A 17,933-nucleotide genomic window follows, 5' to 3' on the forward strand; every position below is an offset into this window, starting at 1 on the left:
ATTCAATGAAAACATTTAAAATTTTAAATCAGTCATCTTGTTGTGATCCGGCAACAGGTTGTTGTACAACCGAATCGACACTTCCTGTAGCGATTATCGGTGCTGGTCCTGTTGGATTAGCGGCTGCAGCTCAGCTTGCTGCGCGAAAACAAGCGTTTATTTTATTAGAAGCAGGGACAGAAGTCGGTGCGAATATTCGCTCGTGGGGGCACGTTACACTATTTTCTCCGTGGCAATATAACATTGACGCAGCTGCAAAAACTTTATTAGAACAAACAGACTGGCAAGTACCAAACGATGAAACGATTCCAACAGGAAACGAAATTATTGACCTCTACTTAAAACCTTTAGCAGAGCTAGAACAACTGAAATCATCTATCTATATAAACCATCGTGTAATCACGATTACGCGTGGGAACAATGACAAAATGAAATCAAAAGATCGCAATACACAGCCGTTTGTTCTTTATGTAGAGGTGGGAGGAGAAACGAAAATATTTGAAGCGCGTGCAGTAATTGATGCAACAGGTACTTGGGGTAATCCAAACCCAGCACAAGGAAATGGCGTATGGCTTCCGACTGAAAAAACATTACATGAACGTATTGACTACCATATTCCAAATGTAGAGGCGAATGCTTCCCTTTATGCGAATCAAAAAGTAGCCGTTATTGGTGGTGGGCATTCAGCAATTAATTCATTGCTAAATTTAGCTGGACTAATTGAAGAAGCTCCTGACACACATATTACATGGATTTTACGTAAAGAGCGTGTTGACATGGCATATGGTGGTGGACAAAACGATGAGCTTGCTGCACGTGGAGCACTTGGTACACGTATTCGTGAGCTTGTGGATACTGGAAAAGTTGAAGTTGTCACACCGTTCTTTATTTCAGCGTTAAAAGAAGCTGATGAAATCTCTATTATGGGTACACTTTGCGGTGAGAATACGGTGTTAGAAGGGTTTGATCGTCTAATCGTTAATACAGGCAGTCGCCCAGATTATTCGATGAACGGAGAACTTCGTATAGATGTAGATGCAGTGACAGAAAGTGTGACAGCACTTGCTTCACTTATTGATCCCAATGAACATAGCTGCGGTACGGTAGAGGCACATGGTGAGGCGGTTTTACGTCAGCCAGAGCAAGGCTTCTATATCGTCGGTGCAAAAAGCTATGGTCGTGCACCGACATTTTTAATGGCGACAGGCTATGAGCAAATTCGTTCCATTGCAGCGTTTTTAGCAGGTGATGTAGAAAGTGCGAAACGTGTAGAGTTAAGCCTGCCAGAAACCGGTGTATGCAATAGTGGTGCAGGTGGCTGCTGTTAAGCAGAAGACTGTGAGAGTGATCAGTCTTTCATATTTGGGGGCAAAACTTGAAGATTTGAGAACCAAATGAAGTAATTTTAAAGACCAATACTACACTCATTAGTAGTATCGGTCTTTATTTTCCTAAAAATTGTCTTAGCGTATGTTTTCCACGTTTTGCTACTAGGACCCCAGAAAGATCTTGTCATCCTATTAGCTGGTTTAATTCAGCAGCGTGATCACCAAATTGGTGGTCTTTTCAATGTACGAAAATAACTAAAATCATACATTCAGAAAAACTTCTTCTTCTATTAGGGGAGGGTTAGTTGAGAGAACAGTAAATCGTTGACTGTTGCTAATTGTCTTGTGAAAGCTAGTATAACGAGAGGTTATGACTATACCTCAAATATAAAAACAACCAAGACCTCCTATTTGGAGGCCTTGGTTGTCTTTTATAGTTATCATTGTGCATGATGCTGTGCTCCAGGAAACCAGACCGGCACTTATAAGAATTAGTTGAACAAGCCCTTAAGCTTCAGGAAACTCACGGTCTTCTCCAAATCCAACTATATCATCTAATCGAAGAAAATATTTTAGAAATTGTTCAAGCGTGGAACCATCACTATTACTTTCAACCTCTACGTTTTCAGGAGTTGTCGTATTTCGTGTAGGCACTAAAACAATGAAATCTTTATGAACTTCACTCACTGTGCCTTCAACATGCGTATTCCCCTTTACAAAAAAAACAAGGCGCATATCTTTAAAACAAGATATTTCTTTTCTAATCCATTCGTTTTTATCATGCTTTTTGTCGTTCTCGTGATTGTTGTCATGCTTACAACAATCATTTTTATGTTTTTTAGAATAGTAGGATCCGTCTTCATGACTATAGCTTGTATATCCCATTTTCCCATCTCCTTATATTTAAAGTCTATATAGTGTATGTATACAAACATTGATTGAATGGACAAACAGCCTGATGATTTTGCGGGGTTTTCAAAAGCACAAAGACAAGTCCGAACCTTATTTAGTTTTTGACATATTTTACATTAGGGAACCTCTCATCTCTCAAGTTGATACTTCCCTAGAGAACGTTGCGAAAGCAACGTTCTTTTTATTTTCTCTTTTATAGCTTTTAATTACAAAAAAATCTTTGTTGAACTAATGGGTAGCTTTAGTGAAAGAGGAAGGTGCATAAAACACCCCTTTTTGATGAAGCTATCAGGCTTCTTCAGAAGCCAAAAATGTTGATTCATCAACCATGTATAAACGATAAATATGGACCATTCGGACCCCCTTGAGCATCAAGGGGGTTATATTTCGGGAGTTCCGAAAATTCACTTTATTTAAACTAGATTTGTATAGAGTATTCATGTGATCCTTTGAGACCTTGTTAAACTAAAGGGTCAGATTGTAGAAAACTAATTTTTAAGCTATTTGGATATTTATGTTAAAATTTAGTATGGAGACTGTTAAAGTTTGTACTTAAACTAACGAGGCGGTCATATTTAAAAATTGATAATAAAATAACAAAAAGGAGATGAGTCAAATGATGATTTTAGGGCCTTTTCTGATGGCTATTGTACCAGGAATAATCATATTGTTACTTACGTGGTGGTTCAATAAAATAAACCTTTCCCTATCCTTGAGGATTGTACCAGGAATCTTAACAGTTATAGCTGCTATTATTTTGTTTTATATTGGTTTTATAAAGATTAGAGGGTTCGAAGGGGCAAGTTATGGAATTCTCGCTTTCATTTTAATTATTTTTGCTATTATATCGTTTGTCATGGTAAATAAGGGTTCGATGCAGGATAAGGAGAATTTCTTTAATTAAACAAGCAGCTGAAAGGATCTTCGACCAGAAGATCCTTTTAGCTGTACCTATAATTGACCTTATGTAAACTAAAAGTGTATGTAAGATACATAAAGTTTAGTTCTTGTAGGATAATCGTAGATAGATTGATGAAAGGATGTTACATATGAAATTCAAATATACGGTTTGCTTTGTTAAACAAAACAATAAGATACTTCTGTTAAATCGAGAAAAAGCACCGATTATGGGAGTATGGAACGGAGTGGGGGGCAAAATCGAGAATGATGAATCTCCTGAACAAGCTGCAATTCGTGAAGTGTGGGAAGAAACAGGCATCCAATTAGATAGTTTTATATCTCAAGGAGTAATAACATGGGAGACTCCAGAAGGTATAGTAGACGGGATACACGTTTTTTTAGGAGAATTGGATAGGAGCTTTACACTTAACACTCCGCAAAAGACCAGAGAAGGTATTTTAGATTGGAAGGAAATTAATTGGATACTGAACCCAAATAATCTTGGCATACCAGAGAAAGTACCTCAATACCTACCAGTTTTATTGGATCAAAAAGGGCATCATTTCTTTACTTATAGAAAAGGTAATATGCTATATGAAAAGAGATTGTAGGAATTACCGATAACATCGCTTATGTTGACTAGATTTTTTTACTATGCAACAGTTGAGTGGAAAAATGGTAAAATAAAGGGTATTTTGAAAATTTTATAAGTGATTTGAAAGAGGAGAATAATGAATATAGGAGTAAATATAGGAGATATTATTTTTCAATTATTTTTTTTAGCAATTCCAATACTGTTTATAGCAATCTTATTTTTGTTTTCGCGATCTTCAAAAAAGAAAAAAGATCAATTAGATCGTATTGAAAAAAAGTTAGATTCAATGCAAAAAAGAATGGATGAATTAATAAAGTAAAAGGATCCTCGGCTGAAGATCCTTTTTCACATGCAGATAAGCATGGTTATGTTAACTAATTATGAATAATACATACAACGAAAAAACATCATTATTTTGTTTGTTTTATAGAATCATATAGTCCTATTGGATAAGTCATCATATAATAAATACAAAGTGAGGTGGAGCATTTTTATGAGTAGTCCCAGTATAGGTGAGTCGGATAATTTGCCGACATCAGAGGAAGTCATACAACTGAATATCCAAGATGGATTACTACATAAAAATAGAGTCCGTCTTCTATAAGCTTTTGAAACATGGCTTCCTCTAAAAAAGAGGAGGTTGGAAAAATGGTACAAAACATTTGGAAGAAAATGAATTTTAAAAAACAAATCGAAAAACCGAAAAAAATCCAAGGGTTCGATATTGATTTAAACCAGGAAAACTTATCACGTATTGATCGTCTTGTAGATCGCTACGAGTCAGAAATTCTTCATCAATTGAATAGTGATTACACGCAACGAACAAAGTGGTCTGATCGAATTGCAGACAAAATTGCGCAATTTGGAGGCAGTTGGAAATTTATCATTTATTTTAGTTGTACTCTTGCAGTTTGGATGATTTGGAATAGCTTATCAATTACACAAGCATTTCATTTTGACTCGGAACCGTTTATTTTATTGAACTTATGTTTATCCTTTATAGCAGCATTTCAAGCACCTGTTATTATGATGAGTCAAAATCGTCAAGCTATACGTGATAAAAATGAATCGATGATAGATTTTGCGATTAATTATAAAGCAGAGCAAGAGATTGATGATATGCAAAGTCGTCTACACAATATAGAAAGCCAATTAACAGAGATTAGAGACTTACTAAAACAACAAAAAAAAGAAAATTGATTATAAAAAAGGATCTTCACGTCGAAGATCCTTTTGATTGTCATATTTTAAGAGACCGGAACTTGTATAGTCTTTTTCAAAATAATATTCGTGGCTATCAAGTCTAAACGAGTACGCCTGTTCAATTAATTGAACTCTATGGGGGATAATCTGCACTATTTGTGAGGATGAATGTTCGGTCAATAGGGTATGCCATAGCGTAATAACCCATTAACGATACGGGCAAGGAATCTATGTTGCTGTTTTCGCATTTCGAAAACAGTTTTACTATGTTCATTTATTATCGGCATTATTGTTGAAATATGTACATTATTACTTTAATAATTTAACAACTTTATTTTAACCCAGTCTTAAAATCAGAACGGGGCGTGCGTGTATGAGGTTTTAAAATCAAATAACTTCCTTGTTGATTTACAAAAAACATTTGTTGCGATTAAGAGGGGAATAAACAATCGGCAACACTCTAACATATTTCATTAGTCAGAGTGCTGCCGTTGTTTTTCTTTCAACCAATTGAGCATTTTCTCATCGTTCTTGTTGTTTTGGCGTTTATTTTCTCTTCTTAGGTACCGCGAAAGAGTAGAGTGGGAAAAACCAATTTCTTCTGCTGTCTGTCGGATACTCATATTTTGGGAGTCCATCATGGCTTTCATTGTTTCTGGAGAGAGCTCTATTTCATGTTCTGGTCCGAAATGCAACACTTGCTGTTCCGGTTCCCAATGTCTATCTGTACTACTTTCTCCAGAAGGTACGATGGATGGGTCCTCGGTGGATTCTAATTCAAGTGTTGGAGCTAGTTCATTTAATGAAAAGTTCTGTGAGTAAATAAGATCTTCTGTAATTGAGCTCTCATGACTTATCTGATTCATCCGTTCAATAATTTCTTCATTCACCAAACGATTTGAATCAATCAGTAATTTTTTCTGATTTTCATTAACGACAGTGTCTGTTGGCAGAATAAGTACGCTCAGTTTAGTCCAATAGCTTTGGAACCACCCCTTTTTCCCAACCTGTTCCTCATCCATCTCTTCCGTATAGTTCCAGCTCCTGATCACGCTGTCTTTCTGCAATTCATCCAATACGTTTTCAAACTTATCTCTCTTTTGCACACCGTTATATCGACTGGATATGTCCATTATTTTCAACAGGGTAGATACCTTAAAGGGTTGCTGCAAGGTTCTTCTAATGGTCCTGATTTTCCACTGGATATTAAAATAACGGGTCAATCGCTTGTGTTCGCGCTGTGTGTAATGGCTATATTGAAAAACCTTTAAATCTAATAAACCAAGTGTTCGATTCGGTCCATCCAAGTAGGGGGTAAGAACAGAGGACGGTTTTACTTGAACGGCATATATACCTTTTGGTTCTCCTGTTTTTTTATCATAGGCAACACGGATTTTTCCAACTTCGAACATTCTTTGGAAATCTTTGAATTCATAAAGTTCATTGTCCTGGATATCTTGGGCGTTAAACACCTTTACCTGCTGATTACCAAGGGAGACCCAGATGCTTGAAAGTGCAGCCACTCGTTTCATGATATTGAAGCGATCTTCCTCACGAAAATCCAGTTCCCTGCCTTGTGCTGTGCGTTTCTTTAGGTTCCTAAGCTGTAAGGCATCATTACTATGAAACTCTATATATCCGTCACTGGTCTTCGGAGACACCATCCATAAGTATGTAATTAAATCAAAGAGGTCAGCCGTCATTTCATCCAATGAGTTTATAGTAGATTCGATAAGCTCAAACCACATTTCCTGTTGATCTGAGGCAAGCTCAGTCACATGAGACTCAGGAGGCCTGATTTCTGCTAATCCTCTGACCTTTCCACGATTGTCGATAATCTCGGTTGCCAAAAGACCCGTCTCTCCTTTTTTAAAGTCCTTTTTCTTTGTCACGATGTCTCTCATTAAATGATAATCCATGTCCATGCTGGAATATATATATTCACGGCTCAAAGCTTCACTTATTTTCTCTTCATTCGCGCTTCGTTTTATCTCATCCATAGGGAATTCGTTTATAAAATGTCCGGCTAATATGACTTTCATTGTATCCTGATAGTTTTCTACAGCCTTTTTTAACATTTCTTTTGTGATAAGTTTTTCGAAGTATAATGTTTGAGTGAACAAAGAAAATAAGGCCCGGAAGCTTGGACTCATTGTATAGTCCGGAATCTGATTTTTGACCTCTTCCTCCGTCATACGATAGGCTTCCTGTTTCCATTTAGCCAGAATATAAGGACGATCTTTAAACAAAATTTTGGTTTCTTCGAAAATAGCAATCTTCAGAAACTCATAGTTCAAAATCATATGATCATGTATGTCCTGATATATCAAAAAAAATCCACCCTCTCTATATGAAGGAAATCCAATGGCTGAAAAGATTAAAACCTCTACTTTTATCTGAAATGCACCACATTCTTATCATTATAACAAGAGTGGAGCAGTTTTCGAAGAGAAAATGCACCATTTACTACACAGGTTCCGAATAATATGCACCATTTACTATACAGGTTTCGAAGTAATGGTGCATATGCACCATAAACCATACTGGTTTTACGAAGCCAGCATACGTAAACATATATCCCTGTCAAAATAATCATTAAATGTTCAAGGCCACTAAACAAAAGATTCAATGGTTTCTATATGATTTAAGGGAAACGCACCATTATTCTAAAGTGAGCGAAACCTGTGTACTATTTATAGCTATTATGCACCAGCCTTCTCTTTGTGTATTGAACTACTTGTAAATACAGCTCTAAGATTTTGGCGAGTACCAACTTGAAATTATTCAAGGTAAATTTGATAAAGCGAAATATGTTTGCAAAAATGCTCCATTAATTTCGAAATGAGCGGAACTTGTATACTAATTTTAAAAAAAATGCACCAAAATTATATTTTTAGTGTGCATGTGAGCGGAACCTGTGTAGGAGGAAAAAACGTTGATTTATATACATATTAGCACTATTTTATTTCTATCACATATAAAAAATGTACCCAATTTGAGCACCATTATTTTATAAGTGAGCGGAACCTGTGTACCAAAAATGCACCACTCACCCTCAGAGATGAGCGGAACCTGTTTAGTATTTTTTTAAGATGTATGTCAACGAACCTTATCATGACAAGCTTTTTTAGGATTACGTTCAATATGCAATGTGTGCAATAATGGTACACTTTCGGCTTTTTTGGTGCAAAAAGTGAGCGGAACTTGCATAACAAAAAAAAAAAAAAAAAAAATCAAACCCTTGGGGCTCTAAGCCCCAAGGGACTTTTTATTTTTGGTGCATTTCTCCTAGAGAGCACCCTTTTTCAAAAGTCGAGTTCGATATACTATATTCAACAAAACGTTCCATGCAAGAAGTGGAAATCGGTGCAATTTATTGCAACTTTAAATGTCTGTAATTTAAGTAGAGGAAGAAGGTGTGTACCATGGGAACTCCAATAGCAGCTAATTACAAAAGAAGTCTCCTTTCAATCGTTGAAATCATGCAATTTATGACTCATAGTAGCTTGCGTCTATATAAAAAAAAGGGCTCCCGTCAGCCCTTAAATAGAGTGGTTGAATACGAGAATACTATGAACGAAAACCCTCATCGTAAAGGCGTGGTCTTTGTATCACCGTGTAAGGCTGATCTTATGGAGGGGAAAGGCTATATTGTGACTTCTTACGAAGCTCTCCAAGAAAAGTATGGGACCCTGACCCACTGGACACCTAATACCTATCGAGGTGGTACATACTATGACTTCAAAAGACGTATCATCAAGGGGCATGAGCGTGAGAATCTAAAACAAATCAATGTAATTAGCCTTGATATCGATACAAAAGAAGTGGATCTGTACGCCCTTTATCTAGGATGTGAGGAATTGGGCTTGCCTCGTCCTAATCTTCTTCTGGAAACGCCAAGAGGATTCCAGGTCTTCTTTGTGCTGGAAACTCCTTTTCATATACACAAAAAACAAGATTACAAGGCTTTAAGAGTTGCCGAGCGTCTGTCGGAAAATATGCGAAAAGCACTTAAAAGCTATGTGCCGGTTGATACCGGATGTGTTCCTTTCGGCTTTTACCGCATCCCAAGGGAAGACAATGTACTGGACTTCTATGACCAGCCTGCCAACACAAGCCAACTGCTAACCTGGTCTAAACAGTATGAAGAGAAGGAAAATAGAAACTTCTTGCGAGTAGTTTATAACAAGAATGCTTCTGCGATCGACCAAACGTCTTCAGACTGGTATCGGGCGCTTATTCGAGCTACACACATCCAGAAAGGGCATTTTGGCTCCAGCCGCAATAATGCGCTCATGACGCTTGCACTTGCCAATTACGCGAGTGAACGGCCATTGGAGGAAGCTTATGATGAACTTGATCAATTTAACAGCAACTTGTATCAACCACTAAAGAAAGGGGAATTTGAACGAATTATAAGAAGTGCGTATTCAGGCAAATATAAGGGCGTAAAGCGTTCCTACGTGGAAGACTTACTGGAGCTTTGGACAGATGGACAAGCTCAATTCAAGGGAAGGGAAGGATGGTATAAATTCAAAAAGCCGCGTGAAGAGCGAGTGCGTTCCCATTATGAGGAGTGGGAAGAGGACATCATCGCCTATTTAAATACACATACAAGCCCTGAAACGCCGTTTTTGGAGGCTTCTTTGAGTAGTCTTGCTAAAACCTTTGGAATGTCTGTATCTACGCTTAAGGAAGTTTGTAGGCAATCGAGCAAACTTAAAAAATTTACGATTGGTCGTGGCCGCGGGGCTATAACAAAACTTGCCAGCCGTTCGATGCTATTTAGGAGCTTGCTGATGCTACGTAAGAATAGCATTCTACAAGCCCAGCTTTCTTTTGCCGAACTTCTTCCCGAACCGAATCAATTTGTTGCCCTCCAATTCCCCACATTGGAAACGGAATTGCTGACTCATGAAGTAGATATTTTATACCGTTCTGGGGCTTCTCCACCGGATAAAATGACTTCTTAGAATTAATGAGCCAGTCTGCCATTACATATCTATAGTATCCTTTTGGGTGTCTGTACTAAAATGGTTTCTCTTACTAGCTTGAGTAGTGGATAGTTTTTCTTTTTATTGGGGAAGAATTTTTTGAGTGGCTTCTATTTGGATTTTGTGTAGAGTGGGCGCGAGAAGCATTAGCATATTATATGCATCCTTTTATACATGTTTAAGGTTTTATTAGTGAGGGAGATCTTAAAGTCATAATAGGGTTTATTTGGTTGCTTATTTAAATTATGAAGAAATAAACAATGAGATTCATTGGATAAGATTGGGTGAGTTTTAAGTTATTATTCTATCGAGGAACCAATGATCTTACGTTTAGATAATGGGTATATGTAAGTGATTCATGATAGATTTTTATCCTAAAATATGGGAACTTATATTCATTTTTATTTACAAGTATTGCCAAACAAATGTACGTCTAGTAGGCTTGAAATACAGTTTAAAAAACCGTAAACCATATAGATTAATATACGTAACTTAGAAGTTAATGAATGTCTATATGAGTTGCGGTTTTAAAAAGCAGTCGCCCCCAATCACACAAAGGGTGGATCACCTCCTGTTTATTCCCGTAACCAGCAGAAGACCTCGCCTATACTACGTAAACATAGCCGAGGTCTTCTGCTACTAGTCTAAAGGCGGAGGTAATCTAAAGTGAGAGTGGGGGCGACTGGATAGATTTTAGATAGGGAGGAGAGTGGTAGAGAGGTAGTTAAAGAGATAAGTTCAAGTGATGTAGGTCCAGTAATTAAGTTCAAGTAATAAAGTTCATGGTTAAAGGAATGGGTACGATCAAGAGAAAAAATAATTTCATAAATGTTTAGGGAGGGGTATTGTAACTAAATGAAATTTGTATAAGTTTAGATTCTTTGTATATTTATTCATCAATGAGGTGTGGGGTTATTGCGGTGAATGGGTGGATAAAAGCTTATTTAGGATCATTAATGTTTGCTTATGTGGGCGTTAAAAAATTTTCAATTAACTGTGCTTTTAATTGTGATGTTGATTACATTTATTGTTTACGCAATTCGTTTCTGTTTTGTTAAAAGGGAGAGTGGTTTTTATATTTGTTAGTAGAGGATGATGTTTTAGATGATGCTAAAGTATACTTCGTTAAAAGAGAAAGATTTGGAGTATTTATCGTTTATTTTGAGGAATGGTATGGTGACGGCCAAACAAATTATGCTGAAATTTCGTGAGCCTAATATTCACCGTGTTTATCGCAGACTTCGAAAATTAGTAGATAAAAAGTATGTGAAGTATGAACGCATTGCACATAAGGTTGGGGTTTATCTTGGAACGATTGACGCCAGAAAATTAACGAATGTCGATGTAACCGTTCCGAATAAGGCAACGATCTATACTATACAACATGATCTTCTCATCACTGATCTCATCCTATTTTATGAGATTCAATCGGAAAAGCAGGGTGTTGACTTTAAGTATCGGACAGAGAGGGAAATTCGTTTTTCTATGATTGGGGAAGGTAATAATCCTAGTAAATTGAAAGCTTTTAATGATAAGCGGGACCGAATACCGGATGCAGTTTTCTTTTTTAAGCCAGCTAATGGAAACGTCACCACGACCTGGGTTGAGTTGGAATTGAATAAGAAAGAACGAAAACGCTATGATGATAAGTTCAAGATGTTTGATGAAATACTTTCTGGCGGGCGCCAGGGTGAACAACCATACTCCTACGACCAAGTGATCTACTTTGCGAATGAAATAAAAATTCATAATGTAATTATTGAGGCAAAACAGCGATTAATTAATGCTAATAAGATTACGGTACGCAATGTTCCTTCTGTCATATTAGAAGAACGGTGGGAAGAGGTGTTGCCTAGTGGAACCAATGATGGAGAAACGAGGGGAGCCAAAACAGACTGAAACGGATCTAATGATTGGTGAACTCGTGATTTACGGTTTAATCGGGATAATTGGACTTTTGTTCTTTCTGCCGGTTATGCTTGGAATGCTGATTTTTGCGATTATTAACCTCTTTCGACGAGATTGGATTTCATACGCAGCACTTGCGACTGGAGCGATTATTTTATTTTGGCAATTTCAATCAGGCCGTATCCTTAGTTATTTTGGATTAATTTCAGAACTGAATATTCCATACATGTCGGCGGGTGTTGAAAAATTATTGAATCAAGGAAATGCCATTGCCGCAACAAGTTCTTCCTACATTGTGTTACTAGGATTGGCGTTCCTATTCTCGTTTGGATTTTTTATCTTCGCCAAGTATTTTTGGAAGAAGAGAGTGACTACTAAATCTGGTGACGTGCTAAAGAAAAAAGAAGAGCAGAAGTATAAAGCTTTTCGAAAAAATCGCGTGAAATATTTAGGTAAGAAGCAGCTACAGTACCGAAATAAGCTATCCACAGAGGTTTTTGTCGGGTACACCGATTTTAAAGAGCGTATAGCAATTGGTGCAAATGAGCTTAATTATCACATGTTGGCTACCGGGGGAACGGGTACAGGAAAGACCACACTCATTGCTTCGCTCATGGAAGCAGCCTTGCAGCAGGAAAAACCCGTTATCTTCATGGATGGCAAGGGTGAAAGGAAATCCATGCTTGAATTTAAAGCGTTGTGTGAAGCATATGGCCGGAAAGTGTATCTGTTTTCTGAAATGGATGAACTCACGTATAACCCCATCAAGAATGGCACACCGACCGAAACAAGAGATAAGTTGATGTCGCTTTTCAGTTTTTCAAGTGAAGGGGATGGAGCCTATTACACCGATATTGCATCCCGTTATTTGCAACTAGTGGTCAAGCTGATTGATGAAGCAGGTGTTCCTAGAGAGATCAAGACGATTGCCAAGCTAACCAGTTTTAAGTACATGAGTGAATTTTTTAGGGAACACAGCACCCAGGAAGAAATTGAAGAAGAATTTGAGATGGAAGTAGAGGAAGAAGTACTTGTTGAAAAGGAGTCTCAAACGTCACTGGATGACGATTTAAGCGGTTTTCTTTTGTCGACAGAGCCAAAGACGGAAACCGTCAAAAAAGTGGTTGTAAAGAAGCGTAAGCGATCTGTTACAAAACTTGAAGAGGGCATGCAACGTATTAAAAAAGTGTTAGATGATGAATTTCCGGAAGAGATTGTAGAAGGCTGTTTGACAAGATTAAAGATGCAATTAGGAGAGCTGCTAGAATCCGATCTCGGGCATTTATTTGTGGAAAGTGCGAATGGTATTGATCTTCAAAAAATCACCGATAACAACGATGTCGTGATCTTCAGTATTTCTGGTAGCCGATATGCCGATTACATTAAAAAGATTGGAAAAATGATCATTCTGGACGTAAATAGTTTGGTAGCTTACAGACAAGACCAGGGGCGTAAATCGATTTTTGGTGTCTATGATGAGTTTTCAGCTTATGGTGATCGCAGAATCGTTGATATCGTCAATAAATCACGTTCCGCAGGTTTTGAATGCATAATTTCTACTCAAACGTTGTCAGATATTGACGCCATTGACCCTGTCATGACGGAGCAAATCATTTCTAACTGCAATATTATCGCCACTGGCCGTGTCAATTCATCCAAGGATGCTGAGCGAATCGCCCAAGTATTTGGTACGTATTCCGACCGGGAAATTACGCAGCAGATTGAAAAGAAATATCCGCATATTCGCTATGAAGCAACCATGGGAACTGTCCGTAATGTGGAACGATTTAAGGCGAATCCTAGTGAAATTAAAAACTTGCAAATTGGTGAAATCTTCATCAATCGCAAAATGGTAGAGGAGGATACAGGAGATACCTATTTCCGCCGAGTGTATGTACGGAATGCACTTGAATTAGGAGGGATTCAATCCAATGAGGTTTCTTGATAGGCTGAAGCAGGGTTTTAAGAACAATGCGGATCGAGGGCGCAAAAAGGTCTTAAAAGATGAACGACGACTGAAGTCCTCGAGATTTAATGGTCGATTAGTATTTAGCTTTGTATTTTGGGCGGTGTTAGTCGGAGTGATTTTTTTCACTTTTCAATCGTGGTCTCGAACAGGCTTTTTGAATGAGAAGGTGAATGGATATCAGGATGAAGCAGCAACGCAAATCGCCAGCCTGAACGAAGTTGGTTTTGCCAATTCACCAGCTGGTGAGAAATACGCCAGTACATTTATTGCCACCTATATCAACGTATCCAATGATGAAAAACAGCGAGAAGAACGAGCAAAAGCACTTCAAAGTTTTCTTGCTGAAGGGTTAGAAGTTGGAAAGTTGGAAAACCTTTCGGAATTTAAAGGGAAACGAGTTTTGAAGAGTGCTAGCTTATATGATGTGAAGGACGTTTCGGAAGCAGCAGCCAGTTATGTGTATCGTATAGAATATGAACTTTTTAAAATCGTAGAGAAAAAAGAGCAAGTAGAGGTGAAGAAGAAAAATAATAAAGGTCAGGAAGAAGTAGTGAAAGAAGAGAAGGTCACTATTGTTGAAGAATCACTGGGTAAAAAACAGCAAATGATCGTTGTTCGGCTTGGAACAGACGGAAATTCCTTCAACGTTATTGAGCAGCCTTACTATCAGGCTATTCCAAGTGCTACAAGATTAACAGCCATTACAGATAAAACCGATCAAGCCTATAAAAATACAAGGGTTGAAAGTGATCTTAAGCAGTTCGCTACACAATTTTTCACTTCTTATACGACGAATTCTATGGAGGAAATGTCGTACCTTATGGAAATACCCGAATCTCTTAAAGACCTGTACGAGTATAAGGGACTAGAAGACTTTGTGGTATACGATAGAGAGAAAGAAGGGCGATACATGGTGAAGACGCTTGTCCTCTTACAGGAGGCGAATACGGGCCTTCAATCCAAACACCCGTTTACCCTTGTTGTGAGTAAGCAAAACAATAAATATTATGTTCAAGAATTAAAACACACGATAGGAGGATGATTGTATATGCCAGATATTACAGGTCTTACCGATTATGTTTCAGCTCAAGTCGCAGCCGTCTTGTTTATTGTTATGGTCGTCATGATTGTACGAGCTTTTATTTCTCAACGATGGGGTCAGTTTTTCTCTAGCTTTATTTTTGCGGTCATTTGTTACGTGATTGTCGCGAATCCGGGTGAGTTTGAAAGTATGGCCACAGCTATTTGGAACCAAGTAAAAAGCGGTGGACTTTCATGAGGACAGCAGCCTACAGCTACCGAAAATTTTTCAAGTACCCTTTAAAAATTTGGAAAATTGGTAAAAATGAAAAATCTTTAGTTTTTTCAAAAGGTATCGAGATCAGACAGATCATTGTTTCTCTATTTCTTTTCGGTGTTTTCTTTCTATTCAGAGGGAGTATTAATCAGGTATTACCGACGACTTTACAACTGGCTTTTTACGCCGTGCTGCCGTGGATGATTGCCGGAGCGATCTGCAGAAGTAAACTGGACGGTAAACGACTTGACCGTTTTTTTATCGGGTACTTTCGATATATGTATAATAAGCGTTTTAGTTATAGCAGCCATAAACCTGTTTATCAGCCACAGATGAAGAAAGCACAATCTTACGAGCGATTCCAATAAGGTGGTGGTACCATGATACAATTTCCCATTCAATCTTACAAAGGCAATGTGATCTACACGCATGACATGGAAGCTTGGTCTTATTATCGCCTACATGAAAACACGGTAGGAGTGAATGAGCAGGAAGCTGAAAATCATCTGGTTAACCGTCTTCAAAGGCTTGCTTGGCAATTTGCGGCCTTTGAAGAAATTGACTATAAAATCGTTCCAATACCTGTTGATATTGATAAGCGTATGGATAGTCTGCAACAACAGTATGAAGGGAAATATGCCGAAACAGGGAAATATTATGCGGAACGGGCAAAAGAAATCTTGCGTGAAGAAGCTAAAAATGTCGTAGAATACAAATTTTTTGTAGGCATTAAGTTAAAGAAAAGGGAGCTGGACGAAAATATACTTAGCACGTTTTCTTCTTCTCTCAAAAGTATGAACCGTTATTTGCAGAAGCTTGCTGGTTTTGAAGGGCATGAGGTTGATGATTTAACAGCCAGTATGTTTGAGGAATCCGAGGAAGATGCTTATGCGACTTTAAATAATTATCTAGGTGCTTTCAGGGTGAAAGAAAAAGAATTACGCTATATCATCCGTCATCAGTTCGTCAGAGGTCAAGAGCAGTCTGACGGTGACGGCAGTGTTTACAGCCTTACTGAAGGTATACTCGACCCAGGAAAAGCCGGGTATCTCCATATTAGGCAACTAGATGATGAATCGTGGTGTGCTTTCCTACCTGTTTCGGAATTTCCGGTAGATTTAAGTCATAAAGAGTGGGCTTACTTTTTTCAGTCCTATCACTTTCCGGTAGAGGTCAACATGCGAACGATCTATAAGAAGAAAAAAGACGATGAGAACCAAACCAATACCATTAAAAAACGATTTCGCGATCAAGATGCTCAATTGATTGAAGCGAATGAGGATGACGATAGCTTAATTAATACAGGGCGTGAGCTTCTGCATGAGCTGGAAAATGAAATTAAAAATCAAGGAAAACCACTTCTTAGAACGCACATCAATTTTGTTGTATATGGTCAAACAAAAGAAGAAGTCAGAAAGCGAGCCAGAAGGCTCAAATCAGATTTTAAAGACCAGCAAATTGAAATCGTGCAGCCACTTGCCGACCAACTCCTTTTATTCCATCAATCGTTACCAGCAGCCAAAATTGTAGCGGAGGATTGGGAACAAATTTTGACTCCTGAATCATTTGCTGAATCCCTTTTCTCTCTTACACGAAAAATCGGAAATACTGTGGGATTCTATCTCGGAAAAAATATATCGCATGATGGGGAAAGCATTGAAAGTTCTCAATCTCTCGTTTTTTACCATCCGTTCCTAGCCCACTTGGGCTTAAAGGGTTCTAAATATTCTTCCCCGCATGTAACAATCTCGGGACCGACAGGGATGGGGAAATCCTATCTACTAAAGGATATTCTATTGAATGGTGTTTTTTTCGGAGCGAAAGTCCTTATGACGGATCCCAAGAACGAAGTCGAAAAGAAATTCAAACAAGCCCTTACGCCTGAAATGGAACGTACAGCTCCCTTCTTTAAAGAGTTGATTGAAAGTTTCAACTATATCACTCTATCAAGTGAGAAAAAGGATGCTGGGAAGCTTGATCCCCTTACCTTCCTTGAAGGGGAAGAGGCGCAAGATGCGGCAGTCGGCGTTCTTGAATACTTATCAGAGCTTCAATCGAACGAACGGAATGTGAAAACGGCCATTTATAAAGGTGTTCGTCATGTACTTCAGCAGCAAGAAAAACCTGGGCTATTGAAAGTCGTTCGTTATTTGCAGGCGTCCGACGATCAGGACGTGAAAAATGTGGGCGATCTGCTTTATGAAACCGGTACAAACGGGGTTGCGAAACTCATGTTTTCAGACGGTGATGTTGACGGGATTAGTCTTGGTGAACAAGTGAACATTTTACAGATTCAAAATTTGAATCTTCCAGATGAGGGCGAAAAGGCAGCCACACGAGACGAACACATTGCCGTTGCTTTGATGCAGCCTCTTGCCAAGTTTGCAACGAAATTCGCACGGGATGATACCGTTGTTAAAATGACGATCTTTGAAGAAGCATGGATGCTCATGAATACGGGTGCTGGCGATCGATTGATCAATGAACTATTGCGTACAGGACGTTCCTTGCGCTCAGCGGTCTATATCGTCACACAGTCTACTTATGAATAAAACAAACCACAGATCAAAGAGAATATTGGCACGAAGTTTGCTTTTAAAGCGAAAACAACTGAAGAAGCTGGCAATATTATTGAGTTTCTTGGGATGGAAGATAACAAAGCCAACCGAGATATGCTGAAAAACCTTTCTGAAGGCCAATGTATCGTTGAGGATATGTACGGACGAACAGCCAAGATTCAGACAGATGTATTGTTTGATGAATGGATTAGCGCCTTCAACACAAAAGAAAGTGATCGTGGGAGAGCAGAGACCGAGGAGGCGTTCAT

13 protein-coding genes and 1 pseudogene are annotated in these 17,933 nt (G+C 38.3%); 12 read left to right on the forward strand and 2 right to left on the reverse strand.

The window, feature by feature from the left end; all coding sequences use genetic code 11:
* The first annotated feature begins 5 nt into the window (after positions 1–5).
* Positions 6–1,328, forward strand: a complete 1,323-nt coding sequence (locus JNUCC23_RS23145; protein WP_454216373.1) for an NAD(P)-binding domain-containing protein — start codon at positions 6–8, stop codon at positions 1,326–1,328.
* Between the two features lie 507 nt (positions 1,329–1,835).
* Here the strand turns inward: JNUCC23_RS23145 and JNUCC23_RS23150 are convergent.
* Positions 1,836–2,213, reverse strand: coding sequence for a hypothetical protein (locus JNUCC23_RS23150; RefSeq protein ID WP_454216375.1), 378 nt, complete (start codon positions 2,211–2,213; stop codon positions 1,836–1,838).
* Positions 2,214–2,856: 643 nt separating this feature from the next.
* Here JNUCC23_RS23150 and JNUCC23_RS23155 point away from each other — a divergent pair.
* The 4 genes from JNUCC23_RS23155 (at position 2,857) to JNUCC23_RS23170 (ending at position 4,935) form a co-directional block, all read left to right on the forward strand.
* Positions 2,857–3,144, forward strand: coding sequence for a hypothetical protein (locus JNUCC23_RS23155; RefSeq protein ID WP_454216377.1), 288 nt, complete (start codon positions 2,857–2,859; stop codon positions 3,142–3,144).
* Positions 3,145–3,289: 145 nt separating this feature from the next.
* Complete coding sequence (locus JNUCC23_RS23160) at positions 3,290–3,751, forward strand: NUDIX domain-containing protein (protein WP_082675266.1); 462 nt, start codon at positions 3,290–3,292, stop codon at positions 3,749–3,751.
* Between the two features lie 120 nt (positions 3,752–3,871).
* Positions 3,872–4,054, forward strand: coding sequence for a hypothetical protein (locus JNUCC23_RS23165; RefSeq protein ID WP_062187309.1), 183 nt, complete (start codon positions 3,872–3,874; stop codon positions 4,052–4,054).
* A 329-nt stretch (positions 4,055–4,383) separates the two neighbouring features.
* A complete protein-coding gene (locus tag JNUCC23_RS23170) occupies positions 4,384–4,935 on the forward strand; it encodes a DUF1003 domain-containing protein (RefSeq protein WP_454216379.1) in 552 nt (183 codons plus the stop codon).
* A gap of 476 nt (positions 4,936–5,411) precedes the next feature.
* On the opposite strand, the gene JNUCC23_RS23175 is transcribed toward JNUCC23_RS23170, so the two are convergent.
* On the reverse strand, positions 5,412–7,268 hold the full coding sequence (locus tag JNUCC23_RS23175) for a helix-turn-helix domain-containing protein (protein ID WP_454216381.1): 1,857 nt from the start codon (positions 7,266–7,268) through the stop codon (positions 5,412–5,414).
* A gap of 1,095 nt (positions 7,269–8,363) precedes the next feature.
* On the opposite strand from JNUCC23_RS23175, the gene JNUCC23_RS23180 reads away from it, so the two are divergent.
* The 7 genes and pseudogenes from JNUCC23_RS23180 to JNUCC23_RS23210 all read left to right on the forward strand — a co-directional run.
* Positions 8,364–9,911: a primase C-terminal domain-containing protein gene (locus tag JNUCC23_RS23180; RefSeq protein WP_454216383.1), complete on the forward strand. Its 1,548-nt coding sequence runs from the start codon at positions 8,364–8,366 to the stop codon at positions 9,909–9,911.
* 1,125 nt (positions 9,912–11,036) lie between these two features.
* Positions 11,037–11,831, forward strand: coding sequence for a hypothetical protein (locus JNUCC23_RS23185; protein ID WP_454216385.1), 795 nt, complete (start codon positions 11,037–11,039; stop codon positions 11,829–11,831).
* Complete coding sequence (locus JNUCC23_RS23190) at positions 11,797–13,785, forward strand: type IV secretion system DNA-binding domain-containing protein (protein ID WP_454216394.1); 1,989 nt, start codon at positions 11,797–11,799, stop codon at positions 13,783–13,785. The genes JNUCC23_RS23185 and JNUCC23_RS23190 overlap by 35 nt, the downstream gene beginning before the upstream one ends.
* Complete coding sequence (locus tag JNUCC23_RS23195) at positions 13,772–14,851, forward strand: conjugal transfer protein (RefSeq protein ID WP_454216387.1); 1,080 nt, start codon at positions 13,772–13,774, stop codon at positions 14,849–14,851. Before JNUCC23_RS23190 ends, JNUCC23_RS23195 begins: the two co-directional genes overlap by 14 nt.
* Positions 14,852–14,857: 6 nt before the next feature.
* Positions 14,858–15,088: a TcpD family membrane protein gene (locus tag JNUCC23_RS23200; protein WP_062187292.1), complete on the forward strand. Its 231-nt coding sequence runs from the start codon at positions 14,858–14,860 to the stop codon at positions 15,086–15,088.
* Complete coding sequence (locus tag JNUCC23_RS23205; RefSeq protein WP_454216389.1) at positions 15,085–15,474, forward strand: TcpE family conjugal transfer membrane protein; 390 nt, start codon at positions 15,085–15,087, stop codon at positions 15,472–15,474. The genes JNUCC23_RS23200 and JNUCC23_RS23205 overlap by 4 nt, the downstream gene beginning before the upstream one ends.
* 492 nt (positions 15,475–15,966) lie before the next feature.
* Positions 15,967–17,933 (forward strand): annotated as a pseudogene (locus JNUCC23_RS23210) (ATP-binding protein); the annotation flags it as partial.

This window comes from Peribacillus sp. JNUCC 23, from assembly GCF_053653995.1.